The sequence below is a fragment of the Nocardia sp. NPDC003345 genome (assembly GCF_053589395.1).
The window spans coordinates 1-15,425 of sequence record NZ_JBSFRU010000137.1; the positions used below are offsets into that span (position 1 = coordinate 1).

The following is a 15,425-nucleotide window of genomic DNA, read 5'->3' on the forward strand; positions in this document are numbered from 1 at the left end:
CACCACGGGCACGCATGGCGGTGAACGCCTCGTGACCCGGGGTGTCGATGAAGGTGATCAGGCGCTCGGCGTCACCGAGATGGGTCGGCACCTGGTAGGCGCCGATGTGCTGGGTGATACCGCCGGCCTCGCCCTCGCGGACGTTGGCCTTACGGATGGTGTCCAGCAGGCGGGTCTTACCGTGATCGACGTGGCCCATGACGGTGACCACCGGCGGCCGCTGTTCGAGGTCGTCCTCGCCGCCCTCGTCCTCGCCGTAGGTGAGGTCGAAGGATTCCAGCAGCTCACGGTCCTCGTCCTCGGGGCTGACCACGTGCACGACGTAGTTCATCTCGCCGCCGAGCAGCTCGAGGGTCTCGTCGTTGACCGACTGGGTCGCGGTGACCATTTCGCCCAGGTTGAACAGGGCCTGCACCAAGGCGGCCGGGTTCGCGTCGATCTTCTCCGCGAAATCGGACAGCGACGCGCCACGGGCGAGACGGATCACCTCACCGTTGCCGCGCGGCAGCCGCACGCCGCCGACCGACGGGGCCTGCATCGAATCGTATTCCTGGCGCTTCTGCCGCTTCGACTTGCGACCGCGCCGGGGCGCGCCACCGGGACGGCCGAAGGCACCGGCCGCACCACCGCGGCCACCGGGACCACCCGGGCGACCGCCGCCACCGGGACGACCCCGGAAACCGCCGCCACCGGCGGGAGCACCGGTACCCGCGGGTGCGCCACCGCCACCGCGGTAGCCGCCACCGCCGCCGCCACCGGGACCACCCGGGCGACCGCCGCCGCCACCGGGACGACCGGGACGACCGCCACCGGCCGCGGGACCGGGACGAGCCGACCGCTGCGGCATGGCACCGGGGGTCGGACGCGGCGGCATGGACGCCGGGCTGGGACGCGGCCCGCCGGGACGGGGACCGCCCTGACCAGCGGGAGGCCGGGGGCCACCGGGGCCGGGACGCGGAGCGCCACCCTGACCGGGACGCGGCGCACCACCCTGACCGGGGCGGGGACCGCCCTGGGCCGGACCCGGGCGGGGACCGCCCTGACCGGGGGTGGGGCGGGGACCCGGCTGCGGACGCGGGGTCGGCCGTTCACGTTCGGGCGCCGAGGAGAAGGGGTTGTTACCGACGCGCGGGGTCTTCGGGCCGGGCTTGGGGCCGGGCCGGGCCGGAGCCTGGCCGGGCGCGGCGGCCCGGGGCTGACCCGGACGCGGAGCGCCGGGGCCGGGACGCGTACCGGGGGTGGCCGGTTTCGCCTGAGGCGCCTGGGCCGCTTCCCGGGCCGGGGCGGGACCGGGCTTGGCCGCGGGACCCGGACGCGGGCCCGCGGCTCTGGCGACGTCGGACGCGGGTGCGGCGGCCTCGGCGGCCGGAGCGGACTCCGCGGACGTATTCGCCGCGGGGGCCGGGGTACGGGGGCCGGGACGCGGGCCGGGAGCGCCGGGCTTGGCGGCGGTGGCCGGGCCCGGACGGGCCGCGGGTTTACTGCCGTTCGACCGATCGGACTTCGCCGGCGCGGATTTCGGCGCGATCGATTCGCGGAGCCGACGCGCGACGGGTGCCTCCACCGTCGACGATGCCGACTTCACGAACTCGCCTTGCTCCTTGAGCTTCGCGAGTAGTTCTTTGCTCGTGACACCGAGTTCTTTGGCCAACTCGTGCACGCGGGCCTTGCCTGCCACTGCTCTCCTCACTGAGAGGTCGAGCAGTGCCTCCCGTCTGCTGACGGGGACCCGCACGACCTCGGGTTAACTCCGATGGACGTTCATCGCTGGTACTTCACGGTGTGCTCATGAGTGCTCGTGCCTGTTCTCGAGGTGTTGCTCCAGGGCTGAGATATCCAGATGTCCGGACACTCGTAGTGCTCTGCCGATCGCTCGGCGCCGGACCGCAGTGCGCAGACAAGCCGATAGGGGGTGCAGCCAGGCACCCCGTCCGGGAAGTCTGCGCCGCGGGTCGGGAACGATCGCTACGGCGTCCGCACCGTCACCGGTGGTCCGCCCGCACGCCACGATCCGCAGCAGTTCGGTGGCCGGTTCTCGTTTCCGGCATCCGACACACGTCCGCAGTGGCAATACCCGGCGCCTGCGCGCCGCGGATTCACCACCGCGATCGTGTCCGGTGACCGAAGACTCGTACCGAACCTCACACCACTCTACCGCTGACCGCTCGGTGTGCTCCAACCCCGCCCCCGATGACGTCGCGGGAGCCGTGTCGGCGCGGCGTGTTCGCTGGTCACGGGAGTCGGCCGCGAACAGGTGACGACTCAACGGCGGTGTACCTCCGTCCGGACCGGCCCGCCGGCGTCGGGCGCGGCGTCGCTGCGGATATCGATACGCCAGCCGGTCAGCCGGGCCGCGAGCCGCGCGTTCTGCCCCTCCTTGCCGATGGCCAGCGAGAGCTGGAAATCGGGCACGATCACCCGGGCCGCCCGGGCGTCCGGATCCACCACCGTGACCGACACCACTTTGGACGGTGAGAGCGCGTTGCCTACGAAGGTCGCCGGATCGTCGGCGTAATCGATGATGTCGATCTTCTCGCCGGCCAGCTCGCTCATCACATTGCGCACCCGCTGCCCCATCGGGCCGATACAGGCGCCCTTCGCGTTCACACCGGCCACGGTGGACCGCACCGCGATCTTGGACCGGTGCCCGGCCTCACGGGCGACGGCCACGATCTCCACCGACCCGTCCGCGATCTCGGGGACCTCCAGCGCGAACAACCGCCGCACCAGATTCGGGTGGGTCCGCGACAGGGTGATCTGCGGACCGCGCTGCCCCCGGGAGACCCCGACCACGTAGCACTTGATCCGGTCGCCGTGTTCGTAGTTCTCGCCCGGGACCTGTTCGGCCGAGGGGATCAGGCCCTCGGCGCCGTGCAGTTCGCTGCCGATCCGCACCACCACGGTGCCGCGGGCGTTGGCGCGCGCGTCGCGCTGGACCACGCCGCCGACGATATCGCCCTCGTGCGTCGAGAACTCGCCGAAGGATTTCTCGTTCTCGGCATCACGCAGCCGCTGCAACACCACCTGGCGGGCGGTGGTGGCGGCGATGCGGCCGAAACCTTCCGGGGTGTCGTCCCATTCCGAGACGACCGCGCCGTCGGCGTCGAGTTCGGTGGCCATCACCCGCACCACGCCGGTGCGCTGATCGATTTCGACCCGGGCGTTGGCCTGATGCCCCTCGGTGTGCTTGTACGCGGTGAGCAGCGCGGATTCGATAGCGGAGATCACGGTCTCGATCGAGATCCCCTTATCCGCGACGATGGCGCGCAGGGCTTCGATTTCGATGTTCATTCCATGGTCCCTTCGGTCGAATCGGACGCGGCGACAGTGGTTCCGGCGGGCTCCGCGGAGCCGGGGGTGTCCGCTCCCGAGGGTGGGCGTCCGGGGGCAACCCCTCCGGCGAGTTCGAGTTCGCGGGCGCCGGGCGGGGCGAACTCCACCTCCACCACGGCGCGTTCGATATCCCGCAGTTCGACGGTGACCAGGCGCGGGGCGCGTTTACCGCCGAGCACCAGCGCGATCCGGTCACCGTCGAGCGCGCCGACGCGCGCCTCGTACGGATTCGGCAGGCCGGTTTCGGGCGGCGCGGCGCCCGGACGCGGCGTGACCCGGACCTTGCGGCCCCGGGCCCGCCGCCAGTGCCGGTCCGCGGTGAGCGGACGGTCGATACCGGGAGTCGTCACCTCGAGCAGGTAGCGGGTGGCCCCGAATTCGTCGTCCGCCTCGTCCAGGCATTCCGACACCTGCGAGCTCAGTTCGGCGATGCTGTCGAGGTCCGCGGTCTCATCGCTGTCCACGATCACCCGCACCCGGGTCTGCCCCGCCGCGGTGGAAACCTCGACACCCTCGAGATCGAATCCTCGACCGGCGACGAGTCCGGCGACGAGCCGGCTCACCCTCTCCTCGGTCGGCATCGGCATATGGGCAGCTCCTGGTTCAGTTGTTACGCGGACGGAAATAATCGGTGCCGGTGACCAAGCCTAACGCGCGGCGCGGAGGTAAACGTCCAGCGGTCGGCGGTAAGTTCCCCGGGTGGTGCCCGTACCGGGGCGGGACCGGGAATCTGGCACGATGTCCCGGTGACCGAGCGCGTTACCCACCGGCCCGCGGCCGGGTGTTCCCGCGACCCCCTGCCCGACCGAGACTCCACCCCATCGCACCGCTTGAACCGGCGTGCGGCGCTGCGCGTCGCGGGTGGCGGCGTGATGGGACTGCTGGCGATCCCCGTGCTCGCCGCCTGTGCCGAGGATCCGATCACCGAACCGGACGTCCTGGCCGCCCAGGAGTTCTCGGCCCGCGCCGATGCCGCCGCGGCCACCGCCGCGATCTCCATCGACCCCGCCCGCGGCCCCGCGCTGAACACGATCGCCGCGGAACGCACGGCCCACGCCGACGCGTTGCGCACCGAGATCGACCGGGCGATCGGCGTCTACGGTGACGGCACCACACCGCTGGTGCAGACACCCGCCCCCTCGACCACGCCGGCCCCGGCCGCACCACCGAGTATCGACGCGCTGCGCGATCAGCTCGGCTCGTCGCAGCGGGCCGCCGCGGATCTGGCCGTCACCCAGTCCGGTTATCGCGCGGGCCTGCTCGCCTCGATCAGCGCCGCGTGCGCGGTACAGGTGGGGGTCCTGCTGGTATGAGTACCGAACGACAGGCGCTCACCGACGCGCTGAACGCCGAATACGCGGCGGTGTACGCCTACGGCGTCATAGCCGCCCACGCCGGCCCCGATCTGCGCCGGCTCGTCTCGCAGCACACCGCTGCCCATCGCGCCCGCCGGGACGCGACCGTCGACGCGCTCACCGCCGCCGGTGGTACCGCCCCGCCACCGGAGCCCGCCTACACCGCCCCGCTGGAGGTCACCGATTCCGATTCGGCGGCGCGCCTGGCGATCGTCGTCGAAACCGACAGCACGGTGGCGTGGCGCGCGGTGGCCGAGCGGGCCGATCTCGAGACCACCCGCCGTGCCGCGATCGACGCGCTGACCGAATGCGCGGGGCAGCGGGCGGCCTGGCAGACCGTGCGCGGTACCCAGCCGGCCACCGTCGCGTTTCCGGGGCAGCCCTGAAGTAGCCCGGACGGCCCGAAAGCGGACGGGCCGTCAGCGGGGCCGGCCCGTTCGTTCCTCCGGCAGTGGCCGTGGGAACACGGTGCCCTCCGGATTCCGTTCCGCGCGCCCCCGCGACCACGGAGCACTGCCCCGGGGCGGCCGCTCCTGCGGGGTCAGCGAACCCAGCCCGCCGGGCATCCCGGGGAGGTAGGGCATGGAGGACCCCGAACCGGATGAACCGGGGGCCGCGTTCCACGGTGTCGACCCGGATGGCTGCCCGGTGCCCGGGTCGGTACCCGCGCTCGCCTGACCGGCCGTCCACGGGGTCTGTCCGGCCGCCGCGGGCACCGGATCGGCGGCCGGGTCGGCGACTCTGGACTCGGCGAGATCCGGCTGCGGTGTGACAGGCGGGGCGTGCGCGGCGGCCGGGGATCCGGATTCGGGAGCGGGAACCGGAGCGGCGGAAGGCCCGGTCGGAGCCTCCGGTGCGGCGCCCGATTCCGCTGACGGCGCGCTGGGCGAGGCGGCCGGTTCGGAGGGCGGCGCGCTCGGTGGGGCGGGCGGTTCGGGTGACGCCGCGCTCGGTGGCGCGGCCGGTTCGGGTGACGGCGGGCTCGGCGGGGTCGGCGGTTCGGAGGGCGGTGTGGATGGAGGTTCGGGGGTGGCCGGCGGGGGGCCGGGCGGGTTCGGGTCGCCGGCCCCGGAAGCCGCCGCCACGGGCCGGTCGGCCGCGTCCCCGTAGGTGACTTCGGGTGGCGGCACCGCTGCGGGCGACGCGGCCGGCCCACCGGCGGTGGGAGGCGTATCGGTCGCGGTGCCGGCGAGGGGGGCCGGGGCAGGGTGGGAATCGCCGCCCGCGGCCCGAACCCGCCGTGCTCCGTCCACATCGGATCCGACCAGCAGCGCGATGGTCTCGGCTCCTCCGGCGGCACCGCGGACCTTGCGACGCAGGACTTCTCCGGCGCTCTCGCCGACCACTCCCAACCGGGTGGTGAGCTGTTCGGTCACCGAATCGACGGTCGTGGACCCGGTGGGATACGCACCGTCGGAACAGTTTTCGGACATCGGCACCACCTCACCGTTCTCGCCGGGAACACCGGCTCGCTCGCCGGCCCCCACCGCCGGATCGGGGGGCGGCGTCACTACCGCGGCGTCCGATGGCGCGGACCCGGGCACCACCTCACACCGTGACAGGTAACCACCGCCCGCATGCCCCGCATACCACCGAATCTGGGAAGACCGCCGGGGAACCGAGGCCCCCTAGTCGTGCGAGGCGACACCGACCGGGCCGGTGCCGATACACGCCTGCAGGCCCGGCGTCCGGCTTTGCACCAGCAGCGCCGAACCGCTGCCGACGATCCGCGCGTATACCGTGTTCAGACCGGCCCGTACGGGTACCGCGGCCTTGCGCCCGCTGTCGAAGCCGACGGCGACCTCCCCGTCCCGGTCTGCGAAGTAGTTGAGCTGCACGGTCCATTCGTGGGCGATCATCGGACCGTCCAGCGCGAGCCGCACCGGCGTACCGCCGGTGATGCGGTAGCCGCAGCCGGGATCCGGGCCCGGCAGGATCCCGCGGTTCCACCAGACCCGGGCCGGTGCGAATTCACCGGTATCGGTGATCATGCGCAGTTCCCCGGTGGCTTCGGCGAAGGCACCGGGCGGTGCCACCGGCGACAGCACCCGGCTGGCCTCGTTGTCGGGATAGGCCGTGGGGTTCAGAACGGTCCACGGCACCTCCTGTTCCAGCAGCGGTATGCCGTCCCAGCGCGCGAATTCCGCCGCCGCGTTGGTCAGATAGGTCCGGGTCGGATTCTGCGACCAGACCCGGGTGAAGGAGTAGGTAGACCACAGGCTGCTGGCGACGAACAACACCGCTACGACGGCCACCGGCCCCGACCCGTATCGCCGTCGTGTCGCGCCGCCCGCCCCGGCCGCCTGTGCCCCCGGCGCCGGGCCGGTGCCGCCGTCCACGGGCGCCGGCCCCGGACCGCGGCGGCCGGGTACGGCACCGGGGGCCGCGAAGGCGCGCAACAGCAGCGCCCCCGCCGCGGTGAGGACCACCGAGGTGTCCGCGAGGTACCGCAGCGACATCATGAGCTCGTCGACCGTGTTCGGCCCGGCCCGCATCAGCACCACCGGGATCTGCACCGCGGGCAGATAGACCGCCGCGGCCACCCACACCGGCCAGACCACCCGGCGGGCACGGATCGTGAGAACCACGGCCACCGCCAGCAGCGCCCAGGCCGCCCATACGGTCCAGTCCGGCGCGACCGCCCACGGCGCCGAGGGCACCCAGCGCTCCCAGCTCCACGGGCCGCCCAGCAGCGCGGTGACGACCCCCGCCCAGGCCGCCCGGGGCAGCATGGAGGCCACATCGGCCGACCCGCCCTCGCCGTGGGTGAGGCCGACCACGGCGAGATAGGTCACCGCCCAGCCCGCCAGCACGGCGGCCGTGCCCGCCCAGAGCACCGCCCCGCGACGCAGCACCGCCCGTAGCTCCGGCCCCCGCCCGTCCACGTACCGGGCCAGGGCCACCACGGCGAATGCCACGAACGGCACCACCACGGCCTTCTCGAAGAACAGCAGGGCCACGGCCGAGACGACTATCCCCGAGACCGCGTAGCGGCGCGCACCGGTGCGGTCCAGGCGCAGCGCGTCGGCCGCCACCCAGGCGAGGGCGAATTGCAGCGGCAGCGCGTTGAGCGCCGCCGACCACCACGCGAACGCGGACAGGGTGAGCGGGCCGAAGAGGTAGAACAGCAGCGGGACGATCACCGTTCGGCGCGGCCCGAGCAGCACCAGCAGCAGCCGCAAGACCGCCAGCGACGCCGCCGCCTGCATGAGCAGCGTTACTCCGGCGGCCATTCCCCACTGCAGCGGCGCGACCGCGGTCACCAGCCAGGACACCGCGAAGGCCAGCGGCATGAAATGCCCGTCGTGCTCGTGCAGCAGCAGTTCGGGCGCGTACAGGGGCAGTTCACCGGCGCGACCGGCCAGGATGAGATCGTCCCAGTAGAAATAACCGTTCGCCAGCACCACGCCGCGCAACACCAATTGTGCGGCCACGGCGGCCAGCGCGATCGCGAGCACGGTGCGGGCGGGACCTCCCGCCCCGCCGCGGAACAGCGACCGGATCCGGCGGGCTCGCGGCGTGAACGAGGGTTTCGGGGCAGACGTTCGTTCCGGTGTGACAGCCGGAGCGGTTCCCATGGCCACCCACCCTACAAGCGCGGGCGGCGCGCTACGCGGAGGGCGAGTCACGGATACCGCGCCCGTGGTGCGCGGTATCCTCCGGCTACCGCTCGGTGTCGGCGGTCGTCTCCTCGGTCGTGAGGTCGAAATCGCTCAGATCCACGGCATCGGTGCGTTCGTCCCCGATATCGAGCAATTGCGCGACGGCATCGGAATCACCGTGCGCGGCGCGCTCGCGTAGTTCGGACAGGTTCGGCTCACGATGGCCGGACCGGTCGGGCTCATACATTCAGCGCAACCTTCCCTGGTATCGGCGCCGAGCCGGGGCTCGGCCGCTCCGCCATCCGAGCTTAGGCCCGGCCCCGGAGCGCGGCCGAATCCGGACGAGGACGAACCCGGATCAGTCCGCGAGGGTGAGGCCGGGCCCGGTGTACATCGGCAGGTCAGCGGTGGTCCGGATACCCGATTCGGCCGCGATCACCGCGGGTATGGCGTTGACCACCCGGCCCACGCCGGCCAGGATCGCCGCGTAGTTGTGGTCACCGTTGCGGCTGGTGGGGCAGATATCCACCGCATAGGAGGGCTCGCCGGTGATCTCCACCCGGTAGGAGCCCCCGGCCTGGGCCGGGCGTGGCCAGTCGGGTCGCAGATCGTCGCGCAGGCGGGTGATGTGTTCCACCACGATCGCGGGCCGCCCGGCCACATGGCCGGTGATCTCGAAGCGCAGCGCGGCCTGGCTCCCCTTGGGCACCTCGCCGACCGCGATCTCGAAGGTCTCCGGGGCCGGTTCGCGTTCGCAGGTCTCGGTGATCTCGTCGATCTCGACCCCCAGCCCGGCCGCCAGCGCCCGCATACCGGGCCCCCACGCGATCCCCAGTACCCCGGGTTGCAGCAGCATCGGGGTCTGATCGAGCGGCAACCCGAACCCCATCACGTCGAACATGACCGTCGACCCGTCATAGGTCGCGTAGTCGGCGATCTCCAGACACCGCACCTGTTCGACCCGCTGACAGGTCGAGGCCAGCGCGAAGGGGATCAGGTCGTTGACGAATCCGGGATCGACGCCGTTGACGAACAGGCTCGCGCCACCGGCAACGGCGGCCGCCTCCACCCGGGCGAACAGTTTCGACGGCAGCGTTCCCCACGGATACATGAGCAGACCGGGCGCGGTGCCGACGACGTTCACTCCCGCTTCCAGGAACCGCTGGATATCGCCCATCGCCTCCATCAGCCGGGTATCGCCCATCGCGCAGTACACGGCGCAGTCCGGTTTCAGGGCCAGTAGCGATTCCAGATCGCCGACGGCGGTGATCCCGGTGACCGTGGCGGTGAGCCCGGCCAGTTCTCCGGCATCCACGCCGACCTTCTCCGGGGTGGATACGCCCACGCCCACCAGCTCGAATCTGGGGTCGCCGATGAGCTGGGTCAGGGCGATCCGCCCGGCGTTACCGGTGCCGACGAGGACGACGCGTGGGACCATGATTCTCCTTGTTGAAGGGCCGAGCGCGGCGAAAACGCTGTTCCACCGCCACCTTCCGGCACCGAGCACTATTCCGGAACCGTGTCTAGAACGTGTTCCAGTTTCATGGTAGCGTCACCGCCATGGGACGTGTAGACGGCAAAGTTGCCCTCATCAGCGGCGGCGCTCGGGGGATGGGCGCCGCCGATGCGAAACTGCTGGTGGCCGAGGGCGCGAAAGTGGTCATCGGCGATGTGCTCCACGACGAGGGCAAGGCGCTCGCCGACGAGCTCGGCGGCGCCGCCCGTTACGTCCCGCTGGATGTGACCCAGCCGGACCAGTGGGAGGCCGCCGTCGCCACCGCCACCGGCGAGTTCGGGAAACTCGACGTCCTGGTGAACAACGCCGGTATCGTCAACGGCGCCCCGCTGCAGAAACTCTCACTCGAGAAGTTCCGCGCGGTGCTCGACGTCAACCTCGTCGGCACCTTCCTGGGTATGCGAGTGGCCGTCGAACCCATGATCGCCGCCGGTGGCGGTTCGATCATCAATGTCTCCTCCATCGAGGGCCTGCGCGGCGCACCCTTCGCGCACGGATACGTCGCCTCGAAATGGGGCGTACGCGGCCTGGCGAAATCCGCCGCGCTGGAACTGGCCCCGCACGGCATCCGGGTGAACTCGGTGCATCCGGGCCTCATCCGGACGCCGATGACCGAGGGCATTCCCGACGATCTGGTGACCATTCCGATGGGCCGGCCCGCGGCGCCGGAAGAGGTCGCCACCTTCATCCTGTTCCTCGCCAGTGACGAATCGTCCTACTCCACCGGCAGCGAATTCGTGGTCGACGGCGGTCTGGTGACCGGGGTCCCGCACAAGTAGCGGAGCCGCCGGCGGGAACGAACCACCTACCGTCACCACAGCCGCGGCGGCGTCACCGCCGCGGCCGGCGCGCGTTCGGCAGGCGGCCTCACACTCCTGGATCCCGGCGACGGGCGACCACCATCCCGGCCGGGCCCGCACCCGGCATCACACCGTTCGCGCACCGACCGGCGGCCGGGCCGGGCGCGGCGATCGGACCGGCGCGGCGATCGGAGGCGAAGAGGCGGCCCGGGCCGGAGCGTCGGCGGGACGCGCCTGCCGGGAGATCGCCCGCACCCCGGCTTCCCCCGTCTTCCATCCGGTGCCGCTCCCCGAACGGGGCACGCCGTGCCGGATGCCATTGGCGAGATGTACGCCCATGGCGAATTCACGAAGCCATCCGGGTACCAACCCGCTCATGCGCTGTATCGGATGTCGCATGGATCCACCTCCACTACACAGATCTGTAAAGTCGCACACTCGCTAGAATAGGTACACAGATCTGTGAATGCAAGGAGGTGTGGATGTCCGCCACCGGATACGACGAGAACACGCTGACACCGGCCGCCCGGCGCATCCTGGACACCGCCGCCGGACTCTTCTACACGCGCGGTATCCACGCGGTGGGCGTGGATACCATCGCCGCCGAATCCGGGGTCACCAAACGGACCCTCTACGACCGTTTCGGCTCCAAGGACGGCCTGCTGGTCACCTATCTCGAACGGCGCGATCGCCGCTGGCGCGAGCTGATCGGCACCCGCCTGGCCGGACACACCGATCCGGTCGACCGGGTGCTGGTCCCGTTCGAGATACTCCCCGAATGGCTCCCGGACAGCAGCCGGGGCTGCAGTTTCATCAACGCCTTCGCCGAACTCCCCGAACCCGACCACCCGGGCCGCAAGGTGATCGTCGCCGAGAAGCAGTGGCTGCGTGAACTGTTCGACGAACTCCTCATCGCGGCCGGGGTCGGCGCACACGAAAAGGTCGCGGTGCAACTACTGAGCCTGCACGAGGGCGCGATCGTCGCCTATTCCATCACCGGGGCCACCGACGCGCCCGCCGCCGTCCGGGACGCGGCCCGGCAACTGATCGAGGCAGCGGCGCCGTAACCCGCACGGGGCGACGGCGCCGCCGGACCGGTCTCAGCCGCGAACGCGGGCCACGACCTCGGTCACCGCGTCGGCGGCCGGGATCTCGGTGGTGGCGCCACTGAACCGGTCGCGCAGTTCGACCGTGCCCTCCGCCCAGCCGCGACCGATCACCAGCACGTAGGGCATACCGAGCAGTTCGGCATCCTTGAACTTCACCCCCGGCGAGGCGGTGCGGTCGTCGAACAGGACGTCCAGACCCTGCGCGTGCAGGCCGGACACCACCTGTTCCGCGCCCTCACGCGCGGCGGCGTCCTTGTTCGCGATCACCACGTGCACGTCGTAGGGCGCCACTTCGGCGGGCCAGCGCAAGCCCTTCTCGTCGTGCTGCTGTTCGGCGATCACCGCGACCATCCGGGAGACGCCGACACCGTAGGAACCCATGACCAGCCGGACCGGTTTACCGTTCTCGCCCAGGACATCGACCTCGAAGGCATCGGTGTACTTGTAACCGAGCTGGAAGATATGACCGATCTCGATACCGCGCGCCGAGACCAGGGTGCCGCGGCCGTCGGGTGAGGGATCGCCGTCGCGGACCTGCGCGGCCTCGATGGTGCCGTCGGGGGTGAAATCACGGCCGGCGACCAGGCCGACCACATGTTTGCCCGGGGCGTCGGCGCCGGTGATCCAGGCGGTTCCGGTGACCACTCGCGGATCCACCAGATAGCGGACGCCGTTGGCCTGCAGCCCCTTCGGGCCGATGTATCCCTTCACCAGGAAGGGATTGGCGGCGAAATCGGCGTCGGTGAGCAATTCGACCTCGGCGGGTTCCACGGAGGCGCCCAGCCGCTTGTCGTCGACCTCGCGGTCGCCGGGGACGCCGATACCGACGATCTCGGTCTTACCGTCGGGATGGCGCAGTTTGACCATCACGTTCTTCAGAGTGTCGGCCGCGGTGACCGGGCGGCCGTACCGGTCGGCGACACCGGCCCCGTTCGCCCAGTCCACCAGGGTGGCGATGGTCGGGGTGTCGGGGGTGTCGTGGACGACGGCCTCCGGCTGCCCCTCGACGGGAAGGGGCTCGGGCGCGGGGGTCACCACCGCCTCGACATTCGCCGCGTACCCGGACTCGAGGCAACGGACATAGGTGTCCTCACCGACCGGACTGTCGGCCAGGAACTCCTCGGACGCACTACCGCCCATGGCGCCGGAGGTCGCCGCGACGATCACATACTTCACGCCGAGCCGGTCGAAAATGCGCTGATAGGCCTCACGATGAGCGTCGTAGCTGGCCTTCAGGCCGTCCTCGTCGAGGTCGAAGGAGTAGGAGTCCTTCATGATGAATTCGCGGCCCCGCAGGATGCCGGCGCGGGGCCGTTCCTCATCGCGGTATTTGGCCTGGATCTGGTAAAGCGTGACCGGCAGATCCTTGTAGGAGTTGTACTCACCCTTCACGGTGAGGGCGAACAATTCCTCGTGGGTAGGACCGAGGAGGTAGTCCGCGCCCTTGCGGTCCTGGAGCCGGAACAGGGCATCGCCGTATTCGGTCCAGCGGTTGGTGGCCTCGTAGGGATCGCGCGGCAGCAGCGCGGGTAGCGAGATCTCCTGTGCGCCTATGCCGTTCATCTCCTCGCGCACCACCTCCTCCACCTTGTGCAATACCCGCAGGCCCAGCGGCAGCCACGAGTACACACCCGGCGCGATACGGCGCACATAGCCGGCGCGCACCAGCAGCTTGTGGCTGGGCACCTCGGCATCGGCGGGATCGTCGCGCAACGTACGGAGGAAAAGTCGGGACAGGCGGGTGATCACGGTTGCTCAGCGTAGCCCCTGCCGGTTCCCGGTCGCCATCGCGTTCCCGGCAACACGCCAGTCCGGAAGTCGGCGCCGGTCAACAGAGGTTTCCAGCGGATCGCCGGTAGGCCATCCATCCGGTCGCCAATAACGAAGCAAACACTTTCTGATAACAGTTCGATAAATGTATTTTGAATTTCTGTTTGCGGATTCATTTCGACGCCGATAGTCGCACCGGGACGCCGATACAGTCGGCTCACCGGGATTCCCGATATCCCGGGCAAACTGAAAAAGGATGCTGACCTGCGTGTATAGATGAGGTATCGCTCAGGACAGGTGCCCGGCACTCGCGTCAGCGCCCTCGTGGGAAAGGTCGGCCGTGGTGAGAACCAGGAAATCAAGGGCGCGCAGGACAGCATTGTTCGCGGGGGCGGTGCTGGTGGCGGCGACGCTGGCGGGATGCACCAAGACCGATACCACTCCGAGCGGGGAACTCCTGCAGTCTCTGAAGGACGCGGGAACGATCACGGTCGGATTCGCCGGCGAGGCGCCCTATTCGTTCGAGGAGAACGGTCAGCTCACCGGCGCGACGGTGGCCCTGCACCGCGAGATCTTCCGCAACCTCGGTATCCAGACCGTCGAGGGCGTCCAGACCGATTTCGGCGCCCTCATCCCCGGGCTGCAGGCGCAGCGCTTCGACGCGGTCAGCGCCGGTATGTCCATCCTGCCGCAGCGCTGCGAACAGGCGGCGTTCAGCGAACCCGAGTTCATGTACACCACGGCGCTCATGGTGAAAAAGGGCAACCCGCTCGGCCTCACCGATATGCAATCCATCAAGGACAAGGGCGCGAAGATGGCGTCCATGACCGGTGCGATCGAATCCGACTACGCGCAGTCGCTCGGTATCGAAGCCACCCAGGTCGCCACCCCGCAGGACGGTATGGACGCGGTGACCTCCGGGCGCTCGGATGTCTTCGCACTCACCGCGATCTCACTGAACTGGCTGGCCGACCACAACCCGGACGCCCCGGTGGAGGTCACGAAATCGTTCGTCGCCGAAATCGACGGCAAACCACAGATCGGCGCGGGCGGCACCGTTTTCCGGACCGACGACGAGGATCTGCTCGACGCCTACAACACCGAGTTGCGCAAGATCACCTCGGACAAGGACAAATACCTGTCCATCGTGGGTGAGTACGGTTTCACCGAAGAGGAACTGCCCGATCCGGACCTGACCACCGCCAAATTGTGCGCAGGCGATATCTGATCGTGCCGGAGCACAATTCGACAGCGGCGCGGCTCCTTCCCGGTCCGCCCGGGCAGGTGGGGAGACGCCGCCGGTGAGCAATCTCGACGCCCTCACCGATGCGCTGCCCCGGATCCGCGACGGCATCGTGGTCACGCTCGAACTCACGGCCGGCGGCGCGCTGCTGGCGTTCGCGCTGGCCCTGGCACTCGGCACGACGGCCCGGGCGAACAGCCTCGCGATTCGCGGGCCCGCCCGGGTGCTGATCGAGTTCTTCCGCGGGACCTCGCTGCTGGTGCAGATCTTCTGGTTGTTCTACGTACTGCCGCTACTCGGTTATCAGCTCGACCCGGTGTTCTGCGGCATCCTCGCGCTCGGTCTGAACTACGGCGCCTACGGTGCGGAAGTGGTTCGTGGCGCTCTGAACTCGGTACCGCGCGCCCAGACCGAAGCGGCCGTGGCACTGGGGTTCAGTCCGTCGCAGCGGCTGCGCCGGGTGCTGTTCCCGCAGGCCTGGGCCCTGATGCTGCCGCCGCTGGCGAATCTGCTGGTCCATCTGCTCAAGGGCACCGCCCTCGCCTCCTACATCACCCTGCAGGATCTGACCTTCGAGATCGGGAAGTTGCGGCAGAGCACCGGCGACACCCTGTTCGCCTTCGGTATCGGCCTGCTGATCTACTTCGTGATCGCGTATCTGCTGACGCTCGGGATGAACCAGCTCGAAGCGCGGGCC

At 70.3% G+C, this 15,425-nt stretch carries 16 protein-coding genes; 6 read left to right on the forward strand and 10 right to left on the reverse strand.

The features are described 5' to 3' along the window. From ACWDU1_RS16650 to rimP, 4 genes are all read right to left on the reverse strand, one after another. The coding region (locus tag ACWDU1_RS16650) for a translation initiation factor IF-2 N-terminal domain-containing protein (RefSeq protein WP_449999373.1) at positions 1 to 1,678 on the reverse strand (1,678 nt) is incomplete at its 3' end. A 108-nt stretch (positions 1,679 to 1,786) separates the two neighbouring features. Continuing rightward, complete coding sequence (locus tag ACWDU1_RS16655) at positions 1,787 to 2,008, reverse strand: YlxR family protein (protein ID WP_449999400.1); 222 nt, start codon at positions 2,006 to 2,008, stop codon at positions 1,787 to 1,789. 254 nt (positions 2,009 to 2,262) lie between these two features. After that, the gene (gene nusA, locus ACWDU1_RS16660) at positions 2,263 to 3,291 is read right to left on the reverse strand and encodes a transcription termination factor NusA (protein WP_449999374.1); all 1,029 of its coding nucleotides are present in this window, start codon (positions 3,289 to 3,291) and stop codon (positions 2,263 to 2,265) included. Further along, the gene (rimP, locus tag ACWDU1_RS16665; RefSeq protein ID WP_449999376.1) at positions 3,288 to 3,920 is read right to left on the reverse strand and encodes a ribosome maturation factor RimP; all 633 of its coding nucleotides are present in this window, start codon (positions 3,918 to 3,920) and stop codon (positions 3,288 to 3,290) included. Before rimP ends, nusA begins: the two co-directional genes overlap by 4 nt. Positions 3,921 to 4,079: 159 nt before the next feature. On the opposite strand from rimP, the gene ACWDU1_RS16670 reads away from it, so the two are divergent. Next, complete coding sequence (locus tag ACWDU1_RS16670; RefSeq protein ID WP_449999378.1) at positions 4,080 to 4,646, forward strand: hypothetical protein; 567 nt, start codon at positions 4,080 to 4,082, stop codon at positions 4,644 to 4,646. Next, on the forward strand, positions 4,643 to 5,074 hold the full coding sequence (locus tag ACWDU1_RS16675; protein WP_449999380.1) for a ferritin-like domain-containing protein: 432 nt from the start codon (positions 4,643 to 4,645) through the stop codon (positions 5,072 to 5,074). The genes ACWDU1_RS16670 and ACWDU1_RS16675 overlap by 4 nt, the downstream gene beginning before the upstream one ends. A 33-nt stretch (positions 5,075 to 5,107) precedes the next feature. On the opposite strand, the gene ACWDU1_RS16680 is transcribed toward ACWDU1_RS16675, so the two are convergent. From ACWDU1_RS16680 to ACWDU1_RS16695, 4 genes are all read right to left on the reverse strand, one after another. After that, on the reverse strand, positions 5,108 to 6,121 hold the full coding sequence (locus tag ACWDU1_RS16680) for a hypothetical protein (RefSeq protein ID WP_449999382.1): 1,014 nt from the start codon (positions 6,119 to 6,121) through the stop codon (positions 5,108 to 5,110). Between the two features lie 195 nt (positions 6,122 to 6,316). Beyond that, positions 6,317 to 8,266 carry a hypothetical protein gene (locus ACWDU1_RS16685; protein ID WP_449999384.1) on the reverse strand — a complete coding sequence of 650 codons (1,950 nt, stop codon included), beginning with the start codon at positions 8,264 to 8,266 and terminating at the stop codon, positions 6,317 to 6,319. Between the two features lie 85 nt (positions 8,267 to 8,351). After that, positions 8,352 to 8,537 carry a hypothetical protein gene (locus tag ACWDU1_RS16690; RefSeq protein ID WP_449999386.1) on the reverse strand — a complete coding sequence of 62 codons (186 nt, stop codon included), beginning with the start codon at positions 8,535 to 8,537 and terminating at the stop codon, positions 8,352 to 8,354. 111 nt (positions 8,538 to 8,648) lie between these two features. Next, complete coding sequence (locus ACWDU1_RS16695) at positions 8,649 to 9,728, reverse strand: NAD(P)H-dependent amine dehydrogenase family protein (RefSeq protein ID WP_449999388.1); 1,080 nt, start codon at positions 9,726 to 9,728, stop codon at positions 8,649 to 8,651. Between the two features lie 122 nt (positions 9,729 to 9,850). Here ACWDU1_RS16695 and ACWDU1_RS16700 point away from each other — a divergent pair, with 122 nt between their 5' ends. Then, positions 9,851 to 10,585, forward strand: a complete 735-nt coding sequence (locus ACWDU1_RS16700; protein WP_449999390.1) for a glucose 1-dehydrogenase — start codon at positions 9,851 to 9,853, stop codon at positions 10,583 to 10,585. Between the two features lie 147 nt (positions 10,586 to 10,732). Here the strand turns inward: ACWDU1_RS16700 and ACWDU1_RS16705 are convergent, their stop codons facing one another. Next, on the reverse strand, positions 10,733 to 10,984 hold the full coding sequence (locus tag ACWDU1_RS16705) for a hypothetical protein (protein ID WP_449999391.1): 252 nt from the start codon (positions 10,982 to 10,984) through the stop codon (positions 10,733 to 10,735). A 104-nt stretch (positions 10,985 to 11,088) separates the two neighbouring features. Here ACWDU1_RS16705 and ACWDU1_RS16710 point away from each other — a divergent pair, with 104 nt between their 5' ends. After that, positions 11,089 to 11,673, forward strand: a complete 585-nt coding sequence (locus tag ACWDU1_RS16710) for a TetR/AcrR family transcriptional regulator (RefSeq protein ID WP_449999393.1) — start codon at positions 11,089 to 11,091, stop codon at positions 11,671 to 11,673. A 33-nt stretch (positions 11,674 to 11,706) separates the two neighbouring features. Here the strand turns inward: ACWDU1_RS16710 and ACWDU1_RS16715 are convergent, their stop codons facing one another. Next, on the reverse strand, positions 11,707 to 13,464 hold the full coding sequence (locus tag ACWDU1_RS16715; RefSeq protein ID WP_449999395.1) for a proline--tRNA ligase: 1,758 nt from the start codon (positions 13,462 to 13,464) through the stop codon (positions 11,707 to 11,709). Positions 13,465 to 13,828: 364 nt separating this feature from the next. On the opposite strand from ACWDU1_RS16715, the gene ehuB reads away from it, so the two are divergent. Next, positions 13,829 to 14,713, forward strand: coding sequence for an ectoine/hydroxyectoine ABC transporter substrate-binding protein EhuB (gene ehuB, locus ACWDU1_RS16720; RefSeq protein WP_449999397.1), 885 nt, complete (start codon positions 13,829 to 13,831; stop codon positions 14,711 to 14,713). Positions 14,714 to 14,786: 73 nt separating this feature from the next. Further along, a partial coding sequence (gene ehuC, locus ACWDU1_RS16725) for an ectoine/hydroxyectoine ABC transporter permease subunit EhuC (RefSeq protein WP_449999398.1) occupies positions 14,787 to 15,425 on the forward strand: 639 nt, incomplete at its 3' end.